Below are 23,421 nucleotides of genomic sequence, written 5' to 3' on the forward strand. Positions count from 1 at the left end.
GGAGGTTCTTGCACGGAAAATACGTGGAACCAGCTCCGCTGCCTGGTAGCGGGACTATTGGGCAGGTTCTGAGGGTGAAACGAATTCTATGAAAGCGCGTGCGACGCGGCTGAGGCGAGTGTTCTGGTGCCAAGCGAGAACTACGTGCACCGACGGCACGGCGGGGGAAGCGATGGTCTTGACGACCACCTCGAGCCCCTCGTACGTGACGTCGATCTTGGGCCGCTGGAGTAGCAGCGTCCAGCCGAGGCCACGGCCGACAAATGCCCGCGCCGTCTCGAAGTTCGCAGTTCTGTAGGCAACCTTCGGGGCGAATCCGCCTGCGCGACAGACGTCGAGCGCGTGTTTGGTGCTCGGCGGCGCGTCGAGGAGAACCATCGGGTGTTCCGCGAGGTCCGGAAGATGGATCGGTCGCTCGGACCGCGCGAGTGGGTGTTCTGCACCCAGGACGATCAAGGGTTCGCGGATGGCCAACGGAACTGTGCGCAATTGTGGAGACAGGTCCAGGTCGTAAGCGATTGCGAGGTCCAACTCGCCGTTCTCGAGATGTGTCTGGAGCCGATTCTGAGTGTCCTCGCGGAACTCCACCTGCGCGTCAGGATTCTCACGGGTGAACCCGGCGATCATCGACGGCAACACCGTCGGCCCCAGAGCGGGATAACAGCCGATCGCGATGGGCCCCGACACGCTTCCGCCGGTTCCGAGCGCATCGGATTCGAGTTCCCCGGCTTGCTGAAGTAGCGCCCGGGCGCGCACCAGAACGGATTCACCGGTGCGGGTCAGTTGAATGCCGAATGAGCGACGGCGAACGCACAGTTGAACTTTGAGCGCGCGTTCGAGTTCGGTGAGCGCCGCGGACAGGGCGGAAGGAGAGAGGTGCAGGCGCTCGGCCGCGGCACTGATCGTTCCGGTCTCGGCTACCGCGACAAACGCAGCAAGCTGACGCATCGTGTACGTGGGAGCAGGATCGATGCGAGGCATGAGATCGACAGTAGTCGGGTAGATTGCCCTGAATATTTTGGTGTGGCACCGTGAACAGGTCGACGATCAATCGCTGACCTGCGTCTTCGTGGTGCGCGTAATGCGACAGTCGCAGAACATCACGCCAGTAGGGAAACGCTGGTACCTCACTGGTCCGCGAGTCGTCTGCGGTGACGTGATGGAGCCTCGATCAAGGTTGTTGCAGACAAGCGAGGGCGGTGGTGGCCCTAGTTGGGCCGCGCAGAACTTCGCCCGAGCCGGTCGTTGCGCGGCAGATGATCCAGCGATCCGAGACGTGTGCGACGTTGGCCGACCTTGCAAGCGAGTTTCGGCCAACATCGGGCATCTGGTCGTTGGAGAAGGCAGCCTGCGCCTGCGCCGCAGCGGACTCGATGAGCGCGAGTGCTGTATGCGATCGAGCTCGACGTGGCAGGCAGGACCCTTGCGGCAGTTGGGGAGACGTTTTACGTCGCCCCGGCGAAGTCCGCCCCGCAGTCCACGACCAGGGCGTAGTCCTGCGACCGCCTGGCGCAAGGTTGACTTCTCGCGTTCAGCGAAGTGATCCGTCCCAGACCGTCAGAGCGTATGCCTCATTCCGCCCAGATTGGCGTGCGCCACGACGGTCCGCGGTGGTGAATGTCGCCGGGCGGAACTAGCCTGTTGATGTGACTGGCGCCCCTCGTCCCTATCCATCTGAAGGGGAGAGCGAGAAATCCGAACAGTCGAGCAGCGAGTTAACTCCCACGCCACAGCATCCGGCGCCGCCCCGAATGGCCGGTGCCAGTGGTGGTGTCGCGGACAAGCTAGGTAATAAATACGAGTTGGCCTGGGCTATCCGTCACGCTCTGCTCTGTATCCAGGACGAGCGTCGCAGTCTCACGCTCGAAGAGATCGACCCTGATCTGGCTGATGGCTCAGAGTTCACTTACGTCAACGAGCACGGCGACGTCTCGGTGACCCAGGTGAAGCGTCAGAACAACATCACCGATCACTGGACGATCGCAGCCCTCAGAGGTCGCGGAGTCTTGGCGGCAGCTGCTCGCCACGTTGCCGCTGGGCGTGAGTTTCACTTCAGTTCGATGACTCCGAGCGGGGCACTTCGCGTCATGGCTGGCCTAGCGCGGCAATCGGCAGACCCACAGCAGTTCGTTGCGCATCAGCTCACGCGCGAGTTGAGACCAACCTTCGATGAGCTGACCACGGCGAATGTCTTCGGTAGCTCTGACGGGGCCTGGCAGACCCTGCGCGGTATGCGGATCGAGATTGAAGTCGAAGAGCATCTGATCATGACCAACGCCATGCTCGCCGAAGTGAGCATGGAGGGCGCGACCGGCGGCATCATGGCGGTCGCCATAGGGGCGGTGTTGCTCGACAACCTGCGAAAGAGGATGACGCGACGCGAACTGCTTGACGCTCTTGCTCGCGAGGGCATCACTCCGCGCGACTCCCTGGCACGGCGAACGTCCCATGAGCAGGTGGTGGCAACGACCCAGAGCTGGCGCGGCACGATCGAGCGCGAACTGCTCTCGCCGTCGATCGAGAGGCGGGAAGCCGTAACTCTCGTCGACCTCATGACTACGACCCGCCTTGCACTCGTTGTTGGGGCCGGCGGTGGTGGAAAGAGTGCTGTGCTTTACCAGGCTGCGCGCGAGTTCGAGGCGCAAGACGCCGAGGTATTGGCGTTCCGGCTTGACCGCCGTGGCGCCTTCGGTTCGACCGTCGAACTGGGCATTCAGCTGGGCCTCGCGACCTCGCCGGTTGCGGCGTTGCGACAGGCGGCAGACGGCCGCGACGCCTTCCTGATCATTGACCAACTCGACGCCGTGTCGCTAGCGTCCGGGCGCCTATCGGAGCGCTACGACGTCATTGCCGATCTCATTCAAGAAGCAACGGCGGTTGACGGGGTGCGCGTCATCTTGGCTTGCCGACTATTCGACGTCGAGAACGACCACCGTATCCGCAAACTCGATGCGCGGCACGATGTCGAACGCCTGACCGTTGAGCCGCTACCTGACGAAGCAGCGGCGGCGGCTGTCTCAGCCATGGGTCTCGATTCCGACTTGCTCACTGCTACGCAACGTGCACTCCTCAGGTCACCGCTCAACCTCGTCCTGCTGGAGACGGTCGCGGACCAGCCAGGTGCCCTAAACTTCACCTCCCGAGGATCACTCTTTGAAGCCTTCTGGCAGCGCAAAGAACAGACTTCCGAAGAGCGACGGCCCGGAACAATGTTCAACGACGTGCTGGCCCGGATCGCCAACACCGCGAGCGACGACCAGACGTTGTCCGTCCCCGTCGAGATCCTCGGTCCTGGCGACTTCATCAAACACGCGCGGGTTCTCGCCTCCGAACAAGTCATCGCGATCGAAGACGACCGGGTCTCCTTCTTTCACGAGACGTTCTTCGACTTCACATTCGCCCGCCAGTGGCTGTCACGACAGCAGTCGATGGTTGAATTCCTTTGCGCCCAAGAGCAAGAACTGTTCCGACGCGCGCAAGTGAGGCAGATCCTCGAGCTTCTCCGTGAGCGAGATCCCGATCAGTTCCGGACTGAGGTCGAGGAGGTCCTAAGCAGCGCAGACGTTCGCTTCCACATCAAGGAGACAGTGGTCGCCGTCTTTGCGAACGTCAGTGCTCCGACGCTCGAGGATGTCGAAGTTGTGCTGCGCCTTGCCGAGAGGGACTCCACGCTCACGAAACGGCTGTTGCTGCAGCTCGCACGCCCTACCTGGTTCGTCCCGTTCTACGCCCAAGGGCACATCGACAAGTGGCTGGATAGTCACGACGCCGCACTACGTGACAGGAGCATCAACTGGATGGGCAACGCCGGCGCCGAGAATGGCGCCGAGGTGGCAAGCCTCCTGACGGCGCGGAACCAGTCACCCGACTACGTGATGTGGCTCAATCGGGTGACGCAGCGCGCCGACCTGCACCTTGACCGGCAGTTATTCGAACTCTTGCTAGACGCAATCCGCGCCGGCCAGATCAACCCAGCGGATCACAACCACTGGCTGTCGGCACACGAGCTTGCGGAACACCAGCCACGCTGGGCAATCGAGATGCTCAAGGCCTGTTTTGTTGAGAGTCCGTCTGCTCTGGTGCTCGGTAGCGACGGCAAGGTAGCCGTCCTTGGCATTCATGAGTACGGCGCTACTCAGATGATCGAGGCAGCATCCAAAGCTGAGCCGCAAGCGTTCGCCGAGGCGTTCGTGCCGCATCTGCTCGCAGTCATGAAGGCCACACACTACGACCGACACGAGCAAGATCTTCTTCGCGACCGGCACTTCAGCCTGAGACTTCGTACGGAGTCGGGGTACGGCGACGTCGATGACGCGTTGTACAACGGCGTGGCGGACGCGCTCGGAGAGTGGGCGAAGACATCGCCGGAAGCCATCGAGTCGATGTTGCAACTGTTGGCGGCGAACGAATGCGACGCGGCGCAGTCGTTGTTGTATCGCGCTCTGATTGCTGGGGGCCTGGCCTTTGCCCCGTGGGCAGCTGAACTGATTCTCCAAGGCGGCAACCGCCTGGAAGCAGGGTACCTGTCCGATTCGCACTGGCTCTCGCGCGAGGTCATTGAGGCCATAGCGCCGATTGTCAGCGATGAGGTCCACCTGCAGCTTGAGGAGCAGCTGCGAGACCTTCCCGCGACATACCAATCTTCCGACCTACACCACACGCTTCGGTGGTTCGGCTACACCGCCTTCACGTTCCTATCAGCGCTCGACCGCAGGCGGTTATCACCGTTGGGATATCGACGGCTACAGGAGTACCAGCGCAAGTTCAACCGCGATTTGCCCGAGCCACCGACCGGAATCACCACCTACATGGTCGGGTCGCCGATTGGTGGCCCAGCCACAGGGAAGATGAGCAACGCACAGTGGCTGCAGGCCATGGCAAAGCACGACAACGACGACCGCGACCTCGGCAGCGAGGTAGGCGGTGCGCGCGAGTTGGCGCACCAGCTGAAGGCGCGAACGGCTGAGGATCCTCTTCGATTCGCCGGATTGGCCATGCAGTTGACGCCCGAGACCAACGACGCCTATCCCGCCGCGATCCTGTGGGGCTTCGGAGAAGCATCTGTTCCAGAAGAAGCACAGCACGCCGTCTTCGGCGCGATCCGTCACGTCATGAGCCTCGGCCTCGACAACTGTGACCGCTGGCTTGGCTGGGCGGTCCGTCACGTCTACGACGAGACACCGTTGGATATCGTTGAGATGGTCCTCGACCGGGCGCTGCACGCTCCTGACCCTGTCGACAACGCGCCCGTCTTTGTACGCCGACACGACCACCAACCCGGACGTGCCTTGTTCCAGAACGGATACAACACCTCGCGAGGAAGTTTGGCTGAGTCGCTCGGCGGCCTCCTGATCCACGACCCTGATGGCACGCGCACGGAACTAGTTGCCCCCCGCCTCGCCGAGCTGGCGAGCGATCCAGTATTGAGTGTCCGCGCCTGCGTCGCCCACACCGTCGCTGCCTGCCTACGACATGCGCGGCCAACGGCCTACGCAGCCTTCGAACGCCTCATCGACGCCGACGATCTTCTACTTGCCTCGGAGATGTTGGACGACCTGATGATCTACATCGGCAACGTCGATCCCGAAGTAGTCGATCCGGTCATCGATCGCATGCTCAGCTCAACAGATGCCGAGGCTCGGAGGGCAGGGGGTTGCGTGGCGGCATTCGCTGCGTTGCAATGGGGGCGTCCAACCCTTGTGGAGCGAGCCTTGGCCAGCGATGTGGAAGTTCGAGTCGGCCTGGCTGAGGTCTGCGCCGCGAGGGTTGATCGATCCGCCGATTCAGAACTCGTGCTGTCGACTCTGCGCCACCTGATGCATGACGAGGACGATGAGGTTCGGAAAAAGGTTGGCACCTTGGCAGGTCACCTGCGTGGAGGCGACCTGCGCCCTTACACCGAGTTCCTGGCTGACTTGATCGCGTCACCAAGCTACGTGCACGCGACCCCGCAACTGCTCATCACGCTGCAGGAAGCGCCGGACAAGGTCGACGATCTTGTCGACCTCGCTGCACACCACTTTCTGAACATCCATGGTGAAGACGTCGCCGACATCGGGACCGGTGCTGCTGGGGATGCTCGCTACATCTCGGATCTGGCGGTCCGTGGGTTGGCGCAGACTCGCGACCGACGGCGCATCACGGCGCTACTCAATATTCTTGATCGCCTGCTCGAACTCGGTGTTTACGGAGTCGATCGAGCAATTGATGGAGCCGTGCGCAACTAGATAAGGACGCGCAGGTCGCCGGGGTTGCGAGACGGCTCTCAAGAGGTATTCCGTCCTCGGAGCCAACGACCTTTCGCCACTTGAGCTGACGCTCGCCTGGGGTGCACGCCCGTCAGTGGATGCAAAAATGACCTGTGCATCACCATTTTGAACGAGTGGTGTAAGACGAGCACCATTTCGCACTGGCGAAGATGACATCTGACCAGTCGTTTCGATTAATGCGGCCTGTTCCAGCCTTACGAACCGTGGTGCCCCCGGCAGGATTCGAACCTGCGACCTTTCGCTCCGGAGGCGAACGCTCTATCCCCTGAGCTACGGGGGCGCACCGAACTTTCGGTGTGCCGATTGGGCTGCGTTAGCGTAGCGCATCACGGGGGGACAAGACCAAACCGGCACCCGTCTCGGCATGGCGTCCTCGCGTGAGGTAGTCGAGGATGCGGCCGGGGACCATGGTCGTCGAATCATCTGTACCGACTGACTCGGATGCTTTTTACGCCTAGGCTCGGCTCTGAGCACAGGCTCGGGCGGACTGCTCGGGCACCCTCGTGAGGTACGGGAGTCGTTGATGACCGATCACCACTATTCCGAAGACCAGCTCGCGCTCGACCTGAAGTGGTGGGCAGCGGCCAACTACCTGACCGTCGCGCAGATCTATCTGAAGGACAACACGCTTCTGCGGGAACCGTTGCGTGCCGAGCACATCAAGCCCCGACTGCTCGGGCACTGGGGGACCAGCCCCGGCTTGTCGATGATCTACACGCTCCTCAATCGGCACATCGTCGCCACCGGCGCAGACTGGCTTTACGTGACCGGTCCCGGGCACGGCGGTCCGGCGCTGGTCGCGTCGACGTATCTCGAGGGAACGTACTCGGAGATCTATCCGGAAGTCTCGGACGACGCCGAGGGCATCCACCGGATGTGTCGGCGATTCTCCGCTCCCGGCGGAGTGCCCAGCCATGTGAGTGTGCAGACACCCGGAAGCATCCACGAAGGCGGCGAGCTCGGCTACGCCCTTGCCCATGCGGCCGGCGCTGCCTTCGATCATCCGAACCTCGTGGTGGCCTGTGTGATCGGCGACGGCGAAGCGGAGACCGGGCCGTTGTCCGGCTCGTGGAAGCTCCCGGCGTTCCTGAATCCACGACGCGACGGCGCGGTGCTGCCGATCCTGCACGTGAACGGTGCCAAGATCGCCGGGCCGACGGTCTACGGACGCAGCAGCGACGAAGACATCCAGGCCTATCTTGGTGGACAGGGGTGGGCGCCGATCGTCGTCTCCGGTGACGACCCCGACGCGGTGTTTCCTCAGCTGTATCAAGCGATCTCGCAGGCGCACGAGAAGATCCGCGAGATGCAGGGTGCCGCACGCCGCGGAGAGGAGTGGACGGGTTCGTGGCCGGCAATCGTGTTGCGGACGCCGAAAGGATGGACCGGTCCACACACCGTCGACGGAATCTTGGTCGAGGGCACACATCGTGCGCACCAGGTGCCGTTGTCCGGCGTGCGAAGCAACGAATCACATCTGCGGCAACTCGAAGAGTGGATGCGGTCGTACCGTCCGGACGAGTTGTTCGACGCCAACGGATCACTCGTCGCGGAACTGGCGGCGCTGTCGCCGACGGGGGACAAGCGCATGGGGAGCACTCCCTACGCGAACGGTGGACGACTTCGCGTCGATCTCCCGATGCCGCCGCTCGAAAAGTACGCGCTTCTTATCCAATCCCCGGGTTCGACCTTCCACGAGACGACGCGAGTGCTCGGCGAGCTTCTGCGCGACATCTACGCCGCCACGGAAACCGAGGACAGCGGCGGGATCTTCCGACTCTTCTGTCCGGACGAGACGTCGAGCAATCGCCTCGGCGCCGTATTCGAGACAACCGATCGCTGCTGGCAACTGCCGATCACCGACTACGACGACGGGCTGTCCGCGGACGGTCGTGTCATGGAGGTCCTCAGCGAGCACCTCTGCGAGGGTTGGCTCGAGGGCTATCTGCTGTCGGGCCGACACGGGATGTTCGCGAGCTACGAAGCATTTGCGATGGTGAGCGTGTCGATGCTCATCCAGCACGCCAAGTGGCTCCAACATGCCGTCGACCTGCCGTGGCGGGCGTCTGTTGCTTCGCTCAACGTGCTGTTGACCAGTACGTGCTGGCGCAACGACCACAACGGATTCAGTCATCAGGGCCCCGGCATGATCGACGCCGTTATTCCCTTGGCACCCAGTGTGATCCGCGTGTGGCTGCCGCCGGATTCCAACACGTTGCTCTCGATCTCGGATCACTGCCTGCGTAGTACCGACCACGTCAACCTGATAGTCGTGGACAAGCAACCGCACCTGCAGTACCTCACGCTCGAGCAAGCGCACGAGCACTGCGCGGCGGGCGCTTCGGTCTGGGAATGGGCCGGAACCGAGGCTCGCGGACAGGAACCGGACGTGGTCCTGGCCGCCGCGGGAGATGTGCCGACGCAGGAGATCCTGGCTGCTGCACAGTTGCTGCGCGATCACACACCCGAACTGATCACCCGCGTCGTCAACGTCGTCGATCTGATGGCCTTGCTGACGCCAACCGAGCATCCCCACGGATTCGGGGAGCGGGTCTTCCTCGATCTGTTCTCCGCGCAGACCGACGTCGTGTTCGCATTCCACGGATACTCGCGTGCCGTGCACGAACTGATTCACGGGCGTCCGAGTCCCGAGCGCTTCCACGTTCGCGGATTCAGTGAACAGGGAACAACCACAACACCGTTCGACATGGTCGTCCTCAACAAGATGAGCCGCTACCACCTGGTGATCGAGGCGCTACGACGCTCCAAGCGTCGGCCGGCCGGGGCGTCCGAGTTGGCGGAGTTCTGCCGCACACAACTCGAAAAGCACTCGCGTTACATCGTCGAGCACCTCGAAGACATGCCGGAAGTAGAAAACTGGACCTGGTCCTGAAATTCAGGACCAGGCCCAGTTGGGTCTGAACATTCTCGGCTCAGTTCAGTTCTGCTCAGTTCATGGGCAGTGGCACTGCGCCGCGAGCTGCCAACATGTCGGTCATCAGCTTGGACTCGCTCTGCTGCGTGTTGACCATCGTCTGCGCCAGGCTGCGCACCGGCCCCTCGGTGGCGTCGGCTGCTGCGTACTCCATCATCGGAAGCCCACCTTCGTGGTGACGAAGCATCAGCTGCAGGAACAAAGTGTCGAGTTGCAGACCTTCCGCTGCGCGGAGAGCCGCAAGGTCCTCGGGGGACGCCATGCCGGGCATGGTGTCGACCGGCCCGGAATGACTCATGTCCATCGTGGCCGAAGTCCCGTGCGATCCATGGCCGGAGCCCGAATCCGACGACATCCACTCCATGTACGGGCCCACCTTGGACAGCGGCTGATCCCACATGGTCAGCCACGCCTGCATCTGACCGAGCTGGTTCTGCTGCGTGGTCAAGATGTCGAACGCCAGCGTGCGTACGTCGTTGTCCGTGGACTTCGTCAGGGCGATGGACGCCATGTCGACGGCCTGGCTGTGATGCACGCTCATGTCCTGCGCGAAGCCCACGTCCACCGAATCCGAAGCCGGAACGGTCAGTGACGACTTCGCATCGGGTCCGAGGAGGTTGGTCAGTGCGCCGAGCGCAAAACCGACGGCCATCGCGCCGATCAGACCGATGATCAGCAGTGCGGTGCGCTGACTCGGCTTCGAAGACTGATCGGTGTTCGTCGAACTATCCACCGGCGGGAATCTGTTCGTCGGTGGCCGGGGTAGCGCCCGTGCCGTCCATCTGGATGGCGTCGGCGCCCGGAGGTGTCGGATCGAACGGCGACGTCGACGGAGTGAACAGCGGGTTGGTGCAGCTCGCGCCGACCTCGGGGTAGACGTTCGGGTTCTGGTTCAGCGCAGTGATGAACTGATCGATGCGATCGTCGTCGGCCTTGTCGATCTCGAGGCGATGGCCCCACGACTGCAGAGAAATGGGGCTGCTCTGACCGGGGTACGGCGACATCAGCATGTAGGACTTGCCGTTCACGCGTCCGGCGAGACTGTCGATCTGGTCCTGGTCGACGAGATCGGGGTTGTACGTGATCCAGATGGCGCCGTGCTCGAGCGAGTGGACGGCGTTCTCGGTGCGAATCGGGTCGGCGTACACGGTTCCGGTGCAGTTAGCCCAGGTGGCGTCGTGCGGGCCACCGAACGGCGGGGTCTGGTCGTACGCCACGCGCTGAGTGGAATCGACGTGCTGGCCGGCCGGGTACTCGATCTTGAGGACGCCGTCGATCTTGTCGGACGGATCCTTGTTCTCGGAGCTGTACTTGTACGGCTCAAGGGCCTGCCGCTCCTCGACCTTGGGCCACAGATTGATACCGAGCACGGCGATGAGTGCGAGCACAGCCACACCGGCGCCGATCGACAGCCAGGGGATCTGGCGGGGAGCGGGGACGCCGCCCTTGCCCTTCTTGGCCGGCCGACTGTTCTTGTTGGCGGCCTTGATGGCCTTGGCTGATTTGGCCCCGGAGTTCTTGTTGGGACCGCGACTATCGGAACCGCTTGGCATCGATTGGGCTCTTTCGGTGTGTGGGCTTGAGGTGTGGCGCGCCCGCGCATGAAGGTACGCGGTGGTAGCTCGGGCATTACCACTGTACTTTCCGAGTCTGAGGGCAAACTTTGAGAGTGGCGTGCGACACGCCACAGCGGCCCCGCGCACGTTCACGGAGAGCGAGGCGTGAGGCGAGTCTCCACTTCCGGTGTGCAGGCAATAGGATGAATACCTGTGACTCCAGCTGACCTTGCCGAACTGCTCCGCGGAACCGCAGCGAGCGTCCTTGCCGATCGTGGCCTCGACGTATCCGTGCTACCCGAAACCCTCACCGTCGAGCGACCACGCAACCCCGAGCACGGCGATTACGCCACCAACATTGCCATGCAGGTAGCCAAGAAGGTCGGCACGAATCCCCGCGAGCTGGCGGGCTGGATCGCCGAAGCCCTCACCGCTGCCGACGGAATCGAATCCGCCGAGATCGCCGGGCCCGGCTTCCTCAACATTCGGTTGGACAAGGACGCCCAGGGCGCGATCGTCGTGTCGGTTCTCGAAGCCGGTGCGTCGTACGGCTCGGGTGACTCCCTCGCCGGCAAGAAGATCAACCTCGAATTCGTCTCCGCCAACCCCACCGGACCGATTCACCTCGGTGGAACCCGTTGGGCCGCAGTCGGAGACGCGCTCGGACGCATTCTGTCCGCGCAGGGTGGTTTGGTAACACGTGAGTACTACTTCAACGATCACGGTGCCCAGATCGACCGCTTCTCGCGTTCGCTGATCGCTGCAGCGAAGGGTGAACCTGCTCCCGAAGACGGTTACGCCGGTGCATACATCGCCGACATCGCCGCCTCGGTTCTGAAGCAGCGTCCCGACGTCATGGATCTGCCTGCCGACGAGCAGCAGGAAACCTTCCGCGCCATCGGCGTCGAATTGATGTTCACGCACATCAAGCAGACCCTGCACGACTTCGGCGTCGACTTCGACGTCTACTTCCACGAGAACTCGCTCTTCGAATCCGGTGCGGTCGAGAAGGCCGTCGAATCCCTCAAGGGTTCGGGCAACCTCTTCCACGAAGACGGTGCGTGGTGGCTCAAGAGCACCGACTACGGCGACGACAAGGACCGCGTCGTCATCAAGAGCGATGGCAACGCCGCCTACATCGCCGGTGACATCGCCTACTTCCAGAACAAGCGCGCCCGTGGGTTCGACCTCTGTATCTACATGCTCGGCGCCGACCATCACGGTTACATCGGCCGTCTCAAGGCTGCCGCTGCCGCATTCGGCGACGATCCGGACACCGTCGAGGTGCTGATCGGCCAGATGGTCAACCTCGTCAAGGACGGCACTGCCGTCAAGATGAGCAAGCGTGCAGGCACCGTCATCACCCTCGACGACCTGGTCGAGGCAATCGGCGTCGACGCCTCGCGTTACGTCATGATCCGCTCGTCGGTCGACTCGAGCATCGACATCGACCTCGACCTGTGGACCAAGACCAGCAGCGAGAACCCCGTCTACTACGTGCAGTACGCGCACGCACGCCTCTCGGCGATCGCTCGCAACGCCGCAGACCTCGGTCTGTCCGCCGACGCGAGCAACCTCGCCCTGCTCACCGTCGAGCAGGAGGGTGACCTCATCCGCACGATCGGCGAGTACCCACGCGTCGTGTCGAGCGCTGCGAATCTGCGTGAGCCGCACCGTATTGCCCGCTACCTCGAAGAACTCGCGGGTGCGTACCACCGCTTCTACGGCGCGTGCCGCATCCTTCCGCAAGGCGACGAAGACGCCACCGACGTGCACCGCGCGCGTCTGGCTCTCTGCGCCGCCACCCGACAGGTCCTGGCCAACGGTCTCGAACTGCTCGGCGTCACCGCACCGGAGCAAATGTGAACGCGCACCCCGCCGGCCCCAAGCACGCCGAGCAGTTGCAGGCCCCCGGCTTGCCCGACCGTCCGACCAGCCCCGAAGCCTTCGGCGAACTCTCACCGCAGGTGTGGCCGCGCAACGCTTCTCGTGGCGACGACGGTGAAGTGACCCTCGCGGGTGTCAAGGTCGGTGAACTTGCCGAGAAGTACGGCACCCCGCTGTTCGTCATCGACGAGGACGACTTCCGCTCGCGCTGCCGTGACATGGCCCGCGCCTTCGGCCCGGATGCCAAGGTGCACTACGCATCCAAGGCATTCCTCTGTGGCGAGATCGCACGCTGGGTCGCCGACGAAGGCCTCTCGCTCGACGTCTGCTCCGGCGGCGAACTGGCGATCGCGTTGCACGCGGACTTCCCGGCCGAGCGAATTGCCATGCACGGCAACAACAAGTCAGTCGCCGAACTGGCCGCTGGTGTCGCCGCGGGCGTCGGACACGTCGTGCTCGACTCGTCGATCGAGATCGACCGACTCGATCGTGTCGCCGGTGAGGCCGGTGTCGTTCAGGACGTGTTGATCCGACTGACCGTCGGCGTCGAAGCGCATACCCACGAATTCATCTCCACCGCACACGAGGACCAGAAGTTCGGTTTCTCGCTGGCCGGGGGAGCGGCGATCGACGCAGTCCGTCGCGTCTTCGCTGCCGACAACTTGCGACTGGTCGGCCTGCACAGCCACATCGGTTCGCAGATCTTCGACGTCGACGGTTTCGAGGTGGCAGCGCACCGCGTGATCGGTTTGCTCCGCGACGTCGTCACCGAGTTCGGAGTCGAGAAGACCAAGCAGATTTCGATCATCGATCTCGGCGGCGGCATGGGGATCTCGTATATCCCCTCCGACGACCCGCCGCCCGTCGACGAACTGGCAGCAAAGCTCGGCCACATCGTGCGCAACGAGTCCGCACTGGCCGGATTGCCGGAGCCGACGCTTGCCGTCGAACCCGGCCGCGCCATCGCCGGACCTGGCACGGTGACGCTCTACGAGGTCGGCACCATCAAGGACGTCACGGTGGGTAGCTCGCTGACACGCCGCTACATCAGCGTCGACGGCGGGATGAGCGACAACATCCGCACGTCCCTCTACGGTGCGGAGTACGAAGCCAAGTTGGTTTCGCGAACTTCCGAGGCTGATCCCGTCGTTGCACGTATCGTCGGTAAGCACTGCGAGTCCGGTGACGTGGTCATTCGGGACACCTGGATGCCCGAGGACGTCGGGCCCGGTGATTTACTAGCGGTAGCAGCGACCGGTGCATACTGCTATTCGATGTCGAGCAGGTACAACCTGCTCACCCGCCCAGCCGTGGTGGCGGTGCGTGACGGAGTCTCACGCGTGATTCTGCGGAGGGAAACAGTGGAAGATCTGCTCAGCTTGGAGGTATCGCAGTGACGAGCGAATCGGCGCATCGCGCTATCGGTGTGGCCGTTCTCGGCCTCGGCAACGTCGGGAGCGAGGTCGTCCGGATCATTCGTGAGCAGGCCGAGGAACTCGAAGCTCGCGTCGGCGCCCCGTTGGAACTGCGGGGGGTTGCCGTCCGCCGTATCGGCTCGGACCGCGGAATTCCCGAGGAACTGCAGACGACGGACGCCGAGTCCCTGGTCGGTCGTGACGACGTCGACATCGTGGTCGAGGTGATCGGCGGAATCGAGCTCCCTCGCAAGCTGATTCTCTCTTCGCTCAACTCCGGCAAGTCGGTCGTGACCGCCAACAAGGCGCTGCTCGCGGACCACACCGGTGAATTGGCGGAGGCTGCAGAGGCCAACTCTGTCGACCTGTACTTCGAGGCCGCTGTTGCCGGCGCGATCCCCGTGATCCGCCCGCTCACACAGTCGTTGGCCGGAGACCGTGTCAACAAGGTCGCCGGAATCGTGAACGGCACCACCAACTTCATCCTCTCCGCGATGGACGAGACCGGCGCCGACTACGAAGAGACCCTCGCCGAAGCCGGACGCCTCGGATACGCGGAAGCCGACCCGACCGCGGACGTCGAAGGCTACGACGCCGCGGCGAAGGCAGCGATCCTCGCGTCGATCGCGTTCCACACCCGCGTCACTGCCGCGGACGTGTACCGCGAAGGAATCTCCACGATCACCTCCGCCGACCTGGCGTCGGCGAAGGCACTCGACTGCACGATCAAGTTGCTCTCGATCTGCGAGCGCATCGTCACGCCCAAGGGCAAGGAGCGAATTTCCGCTCGCGTGTACCCGGCGCTGGTTCCGCTCAGCCATCCGCTGGCCTCGGTCAACGGCGCGTTCAACGCCGTTGTCGTGGAAGCAGAGAACGCCGGCCGGCTCATGTTCTACGGCCAGGGCGCAGGCGGCGCCCCCACCGCTTCCGCGGTGATGGGTGACCTGGTGATGGCTGCGCGCAACAAGGTTCACGGCGGCCGCGGCCCCCGCGAGTCCAAGTACGCCAAGCTCAAGGTCGCCCCGATGGGCGACATCCTCACGCGCTACTACGTGAACATGGAGGTCGCGGACAAGGAAGGTGTGCTGTCCGCAGTCGCCGCCGAGTTCGCCAAGCACGGCGTGAGCATCTCCGTAGTCCGCCAGGAGGGCGCCGGCGCCGGCGCGCGTCTGGTGGTCGTCACTCATGTAGCAACCGACGCGGCTCTCTCCGAGACCGTGGCGGCCCTCAACGAACTCGAATTCGTCACCGCTGTGACCAGCGTGCTGCGACTGGAAGGCACTGAACAATGACCGGCATCGTCAACCCCGTCCACAAGGCATGGCCGGGTCTCATCGAGGCATACCGGGACCGTCTCGCGATCGGTGACAACTGGAAGACCGTCACCCTGCGCGAAGGCGGCACCCCGCTCCTGCCGGCCGGCCACCTCTCCGAGATCACCGGCTGCGACGTCTACCTCAAGGTCGAGGGTCTCAACCCCACCGGTTCCTTCAAGGACCGCGGCATGACGATGGCCGTCACCGACGCCTTGGCCCGTGGCCAGCGTGCAGTTCTGTGCGCGTCCACCGGCAACACCTCCGCCTCGGCCGCTGCGTATGCAGCCAAGGCAGGCATGACCTGCGCCGTGCTCATCCCGCAGGGCAAGATCGCCATGGGCAAGCTTGCGCAGGCAGTCATGCACGGTGCCAAGATCATTCAGGTCCAGGGCAACTTCGACGACTGCCTCGAGCTGGCACGCAAGACCACGGCCGAGTTCCCCACCATCGGCCTCGTCAACTCGGTCAACCCGGTGCGCATCGAAGGCCAGAAGACCGCGGCATTCGAGATCATGGACGTGCTCGGCAAGGCTCCCGACGTGCACGCACTCCCGGTCGGAAACGCCGGTAACATCACCGCGTACTGGCGCGGATACTCCGAGTACTACGCGGACGGTCTGACCACGGTCAAGCCCCGCATGCTCGGCGTCCAGGCAGCCGGAGCGGCTCCGCTGGTCAACGGTGCACCCGTCAAGGATCCCGAAACCATCGCCACCGCAATCCGAATCGGTTCTCCCGCGTCCTGGAACGGCGCTGTCGCCGCGAAGGAAGAGTCGAACGGTGCATTCCGTGCCGCCACCGACGAGAAGATCCTCGAGGCTTACCGTCTGATCGCCGCCACCGAGGGCGTCTTCGTCGAACCGGCGTCGGCAGCCAGTGTCGCCGGCCTGCTCGCCGCACGTGCAGAGGGCTGGCTCGAGCCGGGCCTGACCGTCGTGTGCACGGTGACCGGTAACGGTCTCAAGGATCCTGACACGGCTTTGAAGGGTATGCCGAACGTCGAGCCGATCGGTGTCGATCCCGTTGCCGTCGCGGCTGCCCTCGAGCTTGCATAGTGTCCGTGGATTCATCGACCACTCCGCGGAATCCGGTGTCTGACATGACTATAACCCTGCCTATCGGCCTTTCGGTGACTGCTCGCGTCCCGGCCTCGAGTGCGAACTTGGGGCCGGGGTTCGACACCCTCGGTCTGGCGTTGGGGTTGTACGACGAAATCGTAGTCACCACAACGGATTCAGGCCTTCAGATTCGCGTCGAAGGTGAAGGCGCTGCCGACGTGCCCTGGGGTCCTTCGCATCTCGTGGTCCGCGCCATCGAGCGTGGTCTCGAGGCGGCCGGAGTGTGGGCCAGTGGCCTGGACGTGTTGTGCCGCAACGCGATTCCGCATTCGCGCGGGTTGGGATCCTCGGCTTCCGCGGCTGTCGGTGGATTGGCAGCAGCCAACGGTCTGGCGCGCGCTCTCGATGCCGAGATCGGCTTGACGGAAGAGCAGTTGGTTCAACTCTCGTCCGAGTTCGAAGGTCACCCGGACAACGCGTCTGCCAGTGTTCTCGGTGGCGCAGTCGTCTCGTGGAGTTGCCCACCGGCCGTCGAAGGCGACGAGCCGATCTACTCCGCGGCCAAACTCGACGTCCATCCCGACATCCGTGCTGTGGCACTGGTTCCCGAGGAGCGGTCGTCCACCGCACACACTCGCGGGCTCCTGCCCGAATTGGTTCCGCACCAGGATGCCTCGTTCAACGCGAGCCGCAGCGCGCTCGCCGTCGTTGCGCTCACTGCTCGGCCCGATCTGTTGATGGCGGCCACCGAGGATCGCCTGCATCAGGCACAGCGCGCACCCGCGCTTCCGCTCACGACGCGATGGATCGGGATCCTGCGCGAGGCGGGTATTGCTGCGACCGTTTCGGGAGCCGGCCCCACCGTGTTGGCGCTCAGCACAGAACCTTTCCCCGTCGAACTCGCGGAAGCGGCGCGGGCAGACGGACTACGTGTGCTCGAATTGGACATCGCCGACGGCGTCGAAGTATCCACGACGACGGTCTGATCCCTGCCTTGGTCCTGGTGATCGCCCACTACCGATCGGTAGTGAACTGACACACCCAGTCGTCCAAATTCTTGCCGGACTCAGGTTTGGGCGCTATCCTGGGCTATGTCCGTACATCGTGCGCGTCAGTCGCCGGTGCATCACCAGGGGGCAAAACTCCTTCCCAATCGGGGTCCACAGTCCTTGGCATGATTCTCGCAGGCATGATCCTCACGCTTGTACCTTCTCCGAAGGTTTGAATCCTCCGCGGATCGAACACTCAAAGGTTCCATCACTCTGGGGTTCAACACACGGGGGAGTGAATCGTCGACGAAGGCGCGTTGGGCAGGTTTGCGAGCGCATGAAAAGTTTGAGGCGAGAGTTTCCGACAATCATGTGACGGCGGACAAGCCGGCAGTTCTGGACAGCAACCACGTACGGCACCACCGAGTTCGGTATTCAATCGAACTGCGGGACGAACCCTCGACTTTGCGCAGTGCGAGTGAGGGAAGGAAAGGACCTCCGTGACCGATACGGACCTCATCGCCACTTCTGCACCCGCCGGGTCGGAATCAGGCGACAATTCTCAGGCGTCATCTTCAGCATCGAACGGTGCGGTGGCGACCTCCACGAAGCGTGCCGAAACGCGCCGTGGTGCCGGACTCTCCGGCATGGTGCTCACCGAACTCCGCACTCTTGCGGGTGAACTGGGCATCAAAGGCACTTCCGGCATGCGCAAGGGTGACCTGATCGCAGCCATCAAGGAGCGCCAGGGCGGCAGCGCAAAGGCTGCACCCGCACAGAGTGAACTCACTCTCGACGACGCACCCGTTGCGCGCACTCGTGCCAAGAGCACTCGCGCCGCACGCACCGAAACCCCCGCAGCCGAAACAGCTCCGGCAGCCGAGTCGGCTCCTGCCGAGGCCGCGCCTGCGCGTACGGAATCCGCCGAGGATTCCGATCAGAGCGCACCCCGTCGCGGACGTCAGCGTCGTGGCGCCGCTCGTCGTGCAGGTTCACCCGACCAGGGTGAACTGAGCATCGAGCAGGAAGCTCCTTCGGTGAAGTCCGACGCGGACACCGCGAAGGCCGCCGATTCTTCGAAGGTCGCCGAGACCGCCAAGGCCGAGGCTCCGGCCGAGCGTCCTGCGCGCACCGAGGGCAAGTCCGACGCTGATCAGGCTCCCGCCGAGCAGGGCAACGAGCGTCCCCGCCGCGAGCGAAACCGGGACAACCAGGGCCAGCGGGACAACCAGGGCCAGCGCGAGAACCAGGGCAACCGGGGCAACCAGGATCGCCAGGATCGCCAGGACCGTCAGGACCGCGGCAATCAGAACAACGCCGGCCAGAACAACGCCGGTCCTCGCACGGACAACCGCAACAACGGACCGGACGACGACGAAGAGGGTGGACGCGGACGCCGCGGACGCCGTTTCCGCGAGCGCCGTGGCCGTGGTCGCGACCGCGGTGAGGGTGGCGCACCCAACGATTCGCGCGAGACCGAGATTCGTGAGGACGACGTCCTTCAGCCGGTCGCCGGCATCCTCGACGTCCTCGACAATTACGCCTTCGTGCGTACGTCCGGGTACCTCGCCGGTCCCAACGACGTCTACGTCTCCATGAACCTGATCCGCAAGAACGGCCTTCGCCGTGGCGACGCCATCACCGGTGCCGTCCGCGTCTCGCGTGACGGTGAGCAGGGCAGCCAGCGTCAGAAGTTCAACCCGCTGGTCCGTATCGACACGGTCAACGGCGGCGACGTCGAGGCCGCGAAGAAGCGCCCCGAGTTCAACAAGCTCACGCCGCTGTACCCGAACCAGCGTCTGCGCCTCGAGACCGAGCAGCACATTCTCACCACGCGTGTCATCGACCTGGTGATGCCCATCGGTAAGGGCCAGCGTGCCCTCATCGTCAGCCCGCCCAAGGCCGGTAAGACCAGCGTGTTGCAGGCGATCGCGAATGCGGTCGCCACCAACAATCCTGAGTGCTATCTGATGGTCATCCTCGTGGACGAGCGTCCCGAGGAAGTGACCGACATGCAGCGCAGCGTGAAGGGTGAGGTCATTTCCTCCACCTTCGACCGCCCGCCGGGAGATCACACCGCAGTTGCCGAGCTGGCAATCGAGCGTGCGAAGCGCCTGGTCGAGATGGGTAAGGACGTCGTCGTACTGCTCGACTCCATCACGCGTCTGGGTCGTGCGTACAACAACTCCTCGCCGGCGTCGGGACGCATCCTCTCCGGTGGTGTCGACTCGACGGCGCTCTACCCGCCGAAGCGTTTCCTCGGTGCTGCCCGCAACATCGAGAACGGTGGATCGCTCACCATCATCGCTACCGCAATGGTCGAGACCGGATCCACCGGCGACACCGTGATCTTCGAAGAGTTCAAGGGCACCGGCAACGCCGAGCTCAAGCTCGATCGCAAGATCGCCGAACGCCGCGTGTTCCCGGCCGTGGACGTCAACCCGTCCAGCACGCGTAAGGACGAGTTGCTCCTGAGCCCGGACGAAGCTGCGGTGCTGCACAAGCTCCGCCGCGTCCTGTCCGGTCTGGACTCGCATCAGGCGATCGATCTGCTGATCGATCGACTGAAGAAGAGCAAGAACAACCTCGAGTTCCTGATGCAGGTCTCCAAGACCGCACCGGGTGCGATCGACGACTGATCGACTCGACGTCAAAGGCCCACAACCAGCTGGTTGTGGGCCTTTGACGTGGGCGGAACAAAACCGAGGGGCAGTGCGTTGACAACTTCGTACAGCCACCCCGAGGCGTGCGAGACGCGGATTATCCGGTGAGGTACCGCATCTGGCATACTGAACGGCCGAGTCCGGTTCCGGTTCACGATGTCGATTGGCGACGTCGACCCGGCGACCATTGAAAGGGACACCATGAAGGCAGGAATCCACCCAACCTACGTAGCGACCACCGTCGTCTGCGGTTGCGGTAACACGTTCGAGACCCACAGCACCAAGGAGTCCGGACGCATCAACGTCGAGGTTTGCTCGCAGTGCCACCCGTTCTACACGGGCAAGCAGAAGATTCTCGACACCGGTGGACGCGTCGCTCGTTTCGAGGCTCGCTACGGCAAGCGCGCAGACAGCAAGGTCCCGGCCACCGAGTCCTAGCTGTTCCGCCGACGCCCGATCTGCCATGCGCAGATCGGGCGTCGGCTTTTTTGTGCCTGCACTCGGTTTGCGCGTTTCCCGGGTCCCGGCGTCGAAATACCTTCAAGCGCGCACCGTAGGAATCGAAACTCAGAGCGGAGCGAACCATGGCAGGCGCAACCCAGCCCTCGGCCATCGACGACATCTTGGCGGAGCACGCCGGTCTCGAAGCACAGATGTCCGATCCGGCGCTGCACAACGACCCTGCCGCTGCCAGGCGCGTCGGTAAACGGTTCTCCGAGCTCTCGCCGATCATGTCGACGTACAACAAGCTCACCGCTGCGCAGGACGATCTGGAAGCCGCGCGCGAACTAGCCGCCGACGATTCCAGCTTCGCCGCCGAGATCCCCGATCTCGAAGCCGAGGTCGCGCAGCTCGAGCAGACGCTTACCGATCAGTTGGCGCCGCGTGATCCGCATGACGGCGACGACATCGTCCTCGAAGTGAAGTCCGGTGAGGGCGGCGAAGAATCCGCGCTCTTCGCCTCGGACCTGGCCCGCATGTACGTCCGCTACGCGGAACGGCATGGCTGGCGCGTCGAGATTCTCGACGCGACGGTCTCCGATCTCGGCGGATACAAGGAAGCCACGCTGTCGATCAAGAGCAAGTCGGACACCCCGGACGGAGTGTGGGCGCGGCTGAAGTTCGAGGGCGGCGTTCACCGCGTCCAGCGAGTGCCCGTCACCGAATCCCAGGGGCGCGTTCACACTTCGGCTGCCGGCGTTCTGGTCTACCCGGAGCCCGAAGAGGTCGAGCAGGTCCAGATCGACGAGAGTGACCTGCGTATCGACGTCTACCGTTCGTCCGGCAAGGGCGGTCAGGGCGTCAACACGACCGACTCTGCTGTCCGAATCACGCACCTTCCGACCGGCATCGTCGTCACCTGCCAGAACGAGCGTTCGCAGCTCCAGAACAAGGCGCGCGCCATGCAGGTCCTTGCAGCCCGTTTGCAGGTAGTCGCCGAGGAGGCCGCGGACGCAGAAGCGTCGGCAGGCCGCCAGAGTCAGGTTCGGACGGTGGACCGTTCGGAGCGCATCCGCACCTACAACTTCCCCGAGAACCGCATCACCGATCACCGCATCGGATTCAAGTCGCACAACCTCGACGCGGTGCTCGACGGTGAGCTCGACGCACTTCTCGATGCATTGGGCAAGGCGGACCGAGAGGCGCGTCTCGCGGCCGAGTAGATGCAGACCATGACTGACCTCCATCCCGCCGGGAACTCGGTGAACCGCGTGTCGGTCGAGCGTGGCAGGCTGTACCCGTGAGTCGACTTCCACTTCGTTTGGCGCTGATCGAAGCTGCAAAACAGCTCGACGCCGCAGGTGTGCCCAGCCCACGCACCGACGCCGAGTTGTTGGCATCCCACCTGCTCGGGGTCGAACGCACGCGTCTCGGACTGATTCCGTTGGTCGATCCCGAGGTCATCGCGGCGTTCGACGAGTTGGTTGCCCAACGGGTGAAGCGGATTCCGTTGCAGCACATCATCGGAGTCGCGTCGATGGGCAACATCGACGTCGCTGTCGGGCCGGGTGTCTTCATTCCGCGGCCGGAAACCGAACTGCTCATGGGTTGGGCACTCTCGTTCCTCGAAGGTTGCGGAAGCAAGCCGCCGGTAGTTCTGGACCTGTGTACGGGATCGGGTGTACTCGCGCTGTCCATCGCCGAGGCCCGTCCGGACGCCGTCGTTCACGCCGTGGAGAAGGAGCCCGCCGCCCTGGCGTGGGCGCGTCGTAATGCTGCCGACCGCGAGGCCGCCGGTGATACACCGATCCATCTGCATCAGGGTGATGTCACCGATCGGAACCTGTTGCCAGGGCTCGAGGGCGGCGTCGATCTGGTCGTGTCCAATCCGCCGTACATCCCGGAAGGCGCGCAATTGCAGCCTGAGGTCATGGATTACGACCCGCACACCGCGTTGTTCGGTGGCGTCGACGGTCTGTCCGTCATCAAACCCATGATCAGCAACATCGCGCGGTGGCTTCGAATCGGCGGCGCGGCAGGCATCGAGCACGACGACACCAACGGGGACGGCGTCGCTGCGCTGTTCTCGGCGCGCCGGGTATTCGGCGAGGTCGCGCAGCATCCAGATCTTGCCGGTCGTCCGCGATTCGTCGTCGCCAGACGTGTCGCCACCGACGTCGAAGCACAGCGGAATCGAACGCCCGAAGCGCAGAGTGAAAGGATGGCTGAGTGAGTACCGTGTACGACTGCAGTCAGACAGATTCCCGAACCGCAGGCTTGGCCGCCGCGAAGAACGCGCTCAAGGCCGGCCGACTCGTAGTTCTCCCTACCGACACCCTTTACGGACTCGCCGCCGACGCGTTCGACAGCGAAGCTGTCACGAGTCTGTTGCGCGCCAAGGGACGCGGGCGAGACATGCCCGTCCCGGTTCTGGTCGGATCGTGGAACACCATCGACGGGCTCGTCTACAGCGTGCGCCCGCAGGCACGGGATCTGATCCGAGCATTCTGGCCCGGCGGACTGAGCCTGGTCGTCGAGCAGGCGCCTTCACTTGCCTGGGACCTCGGTGATACCCGCGGAACCGTCATGCTCCGCATGCCCCTCCACCCGGTTGCCCTCGAACTGTTGCGCGATGTCGGACCGCTTGCCGTCTCGAGCGCCAACATTTCGGGGCGTCCGCCGGCAACTACCGTCGAGGAAGCCCGAGATCAGCTCGGCGGATCTGCCAGCGTGTATCTCGACGGGGGCAAGGCCGAACACGCCGTTGCTTCCACGATCGTCGACCTGACCGGCAATTCACCGCGTATCTTGCGAGTGGGTGCCGTCTCGGCAGAATCCATCGCCGAGGTATTGGGCACCAGTCCGGAAAGTCTCGTAGAGGGAGTTTCGTAA

The 23,421-nt window shown here is 63.7% G+C and carries 15 protein-coding genes and 1 tRNA gene; 12 read left to right on the forward strand and 4 right to left on the reverse strand.

The window, feature by feature from the left end; all coding sequences use genetic code 11:
- Positions 1-54 precede the first annotated feature (54 nt).
- Complete coding sequence (locus ASU23_RS02040; protein WP_030537328.1) at positions 55-981, reverse strand: LysR substrate-binding domain-containing protein; 927 nt, start codon at positions 979-981, stop codon at positions 55-57.
- A 770-nt stretch (positions 982-1,751) separates the two neighbouring features.
- On the opposite strand from ASU23_RS02040, the gene ASU23_RS02045 reads away from it, so the two are divergent.
- The gene (locus ASU23_RS02045; RefSeq protein WP_058037049.1) at positions 1,752-6,227 is read left to right on the forward strand and encodes a hypothetical protein; all 4,476 of its coding nucleotides are present in this window, start codon (positions 1,752-1,754) and stop codon (positions 6,225-6,227) included.
- Between the two features lie 246 nt (positions 6,228-6,473).
- Here ASU23_RS02045 and ASU23_RS02050 read toward each other — a convergent pair.
- Positions 6,474-6,549: transfer RNA gene (locus ASU23_RS02050), tRNA-Arg, on the reverse strand.
- 243 nt (positions 6,550-6,792) lie between these two features.
- On the opposite strand from ASU23_RS02050, the gene ASU23_RS02055 reads away from it, so the two are divergent.
- Positions 6,793-9,162 (forward strand): phosphoketolase, encoded by a 2,370-nt coding sequence (locus ASU23_RS02055; protein ID WP_058037050.1) that lies wholly within the window; start codon positions 6,793-6,795, stop codon positions 9,160-9,162.
- A 55-nt stretch (positions 9,163-9,217) separates the two neighbouring features.
- On the opposite strand, the gene ASU23_RS02060 is transcribed toward ASU23_RS02055, so the two are convergent.
- Positions 9,218-9,937 (reverse strand): DUF305 domain-containing protein, encoded by a 720-nt coding sequence (locus tag ASU23_RS02060; protein ID WP_058037051.1) that lies wholly within the window; start codon positions 9,935-9,937, stop codon positions 9,218-9,220.
- Positions 9,930-10,757: a DUF3105 domain-containing protein gene (locus ASU23_RS02065; RefSeq protein ID WP_003941378.1), complete on the reverse strand. Its 828-nt coding sequence runs from the start codon at positions 10,755-10,757 to the stop codon at positions 9,930-9,932. Before ASU23_RS02065 ends, ASU23_RS02060 begins: the two co-directional genes overlap by 8 nt.
- A 216-nt stretch (positions 10,758-10,973) precedes the next feature.
- On the opposite strand from ASU23_RS02065, the gene argS reads away from it, so the two are divergent.
- The 10 genes from argS to ASU23_RS02115 all read left to right on the forward strand — a co-directional run bounded on the left by argS (position 10,974) and on the right by ASU23_RS02115 (position 23,421).
- Complete coding sequence (gene argS, locus ASU23_RS02070; RefSeq protein ID WP_003941360.1) at positions 10,974-12,626, forward strand: arginine--tRNA ligase; 1,653 nt, start codon at positions 10,974-10,976, stop codon at positions 12,624-12,626.
- On the forward strand, positions 12,623-14,044 hold the full coding sequence (gene lysA / locus ASU23_RS02075; protein ID WP_003941384.1) for a diaminopimelate decarboxylase: 1,422 nt from the start codon (positions 12,623-12,625) through the stop codon (positions 14,042-14,044). The genes argS and lysA overlap by 4 nt, the downstream gene beginning before the upstream one ends.
- Positions 14,041-15,354, forward strand: a complete 1,314-nt coding sequence (locus tag ASU23_RS02080; RefSeq protein WP_007726192.1) for a homoserine dehydrogenase — start codon at positions 14,041-14,043, stop codon at positions 15,352-15,354. Before lysA ends, ASU23_RS02080 begins: the two co-directional genes overlap by 4 nt.
- Complete coding sequence (gene thrC / locus ASU23_RS02085; RefSeq protein WP_003941280.1) at positions 15,351-16,433, forward strand: threonine synthase; 1,083 nt, start codon at positions 15,351-15,353, stop codon at positions 16,431-16,433. Before ASU23_RS02080 ends, thrC begins: the two co-directional genes overlap by 4 nt.
- 44 nt (positions 16,434-16,477) lie before the next feature.
- Positions 16,478-17,422: a homoserine kinase gene (thrB, locus tag ASU23_RS02090; RefSeq protein WP_007726194.1), complete on the forward strand. Its 945-nt coding sequence runs from the start codon at positions 16,478-16,480 to the stop codon at positions 17,420-17,422.
- 503 nt (positions 17,423-17,925) lie between these two features.
- The gene (gene rho / locus ASU23_RS02095; RefSeq protein WP_007726195.1) at positions 17,926-20,064 is read left to right on the forward strand and encodes a transcription termination factor Rho; all 2,139 of its coding nucleotides are present in this window, start codon (positions 17,926-17,928) and stop codon (positions 20,062-20,064) included.
- Between the two features lie 225 nt (positions 20,065-20,289).
- On the forward strand, positions 20,290-20,526 hold the full coding sequence (rpmE, locus tag ASU23_RS02100) for a 50S ribosomal protein L31 (protein ID WP_003941310.1): 237 nt from the start codon (positions 20,290-20,292) through the stop codon (positions 20,524-20,526).
- Between the two features lie 146 nt (positions 20,527-20,672).
- A complete protein-coding gene (gene prfA, locus ASU23_RS02105; protein ID WP_003941341.1) occupies positions 20,673-21,752 on the forward strand; it encodes a peptide chain release factor 1 in 1,080 nt (359 codons plus the stop codon).
- 77 nt (positions 21,753-21,829) lie between these two features.
- Entirely contained in the window at positions 21,830-22,762 is a 933-nt protein-coding gene (prmC, locus tag ASU23_RS02110) for a peptide chain release factor N(5)-glutamine methyltransferase (protein ID WP_054186744.1), read from the forward strand.
- Entirely contained in the window at positions 22,759-23,421 is a 663-nt protein-coding gene (locus tag ASU23_RS02115; protein WP_003941345.1) for an L-threonylcarbamoyladenylate synthase, read from the forward strand. The genes prmC and ASU23_RS02115 overlap by 4 nt, the downstream gene beginning before the upstream one ends.

Origin of the sequence: Rhodococcus sp. KB6 (assembly GCF_001445685.1) — a bacterium.
Lineage (GTDB): Bacteria > Actinomycetota > Actinomycetes > Mycobacteriales > Mycobacteriaceae > Rhodococcus_F > Rhodococcus_F qingshengii.

What these genes read in the sequence shown, in the direction of transcription:
- ASU23_RS02040 (WP_030537328.1), bottom strand. Translation starts at nt 981, where the DNA reads ATGCCTCGCATCGATCCTGCTCCCACGTACACGATGCGTCAGCTTGCT.
- ASU23_RS02045 (WP_058037049.1), top strand. Translation starts at nt 1,752, where the DNA reads ATGGCCGGTGCCAGTGGTGGTGTCGCGGACAAGCTAGGTAATAAATAC.
- ASU23_RS02055 (WP_058037050.1), top strand. Translation starts at nt 6,793, where the DNA reads ATGACCGATCACCACTATTCCGAAGACCAGCTCGCGCTCGACCTGAAG.
- ASU23_RS02065 (WP_003941378.1), bottom strand. Translation starts at nt 10,757, where the DNA reads ATGCCAAGCGGTTCCGATAGTCGCGGTCCCAACAAGAACTCCGGGGCC.
- thrC (WP_003941280.1), top strand. Translation starts at nt 15,351, where the DNA reads ATGACCGGCATCGTCAACCCCGTCCACAAGGCATGGCCGGGTCTCATC.
- thrB (WP_007726194.1), top strand. Translation starts at nt 16,478, where the DNA reads ATGACTATAACCCTGCCTATCGGCCTTTCGGTGACTGCTCGCGTCCCG.
- rpmE (WP_003941310.1), top strand. Translation starts at nt 20,290, where the DNA reads ATGAAGGCAGGAATCCACCCAACCTACGTAGCGACCACCGTCGTCTGC.
- prfA (WP_003941341.1), top strand. Translation starts at nt 20,673, where the DNA reads ATGGCAGGCGCAACCCAGCCCTCGGCCATCGACGACATCTTGGCGGAG.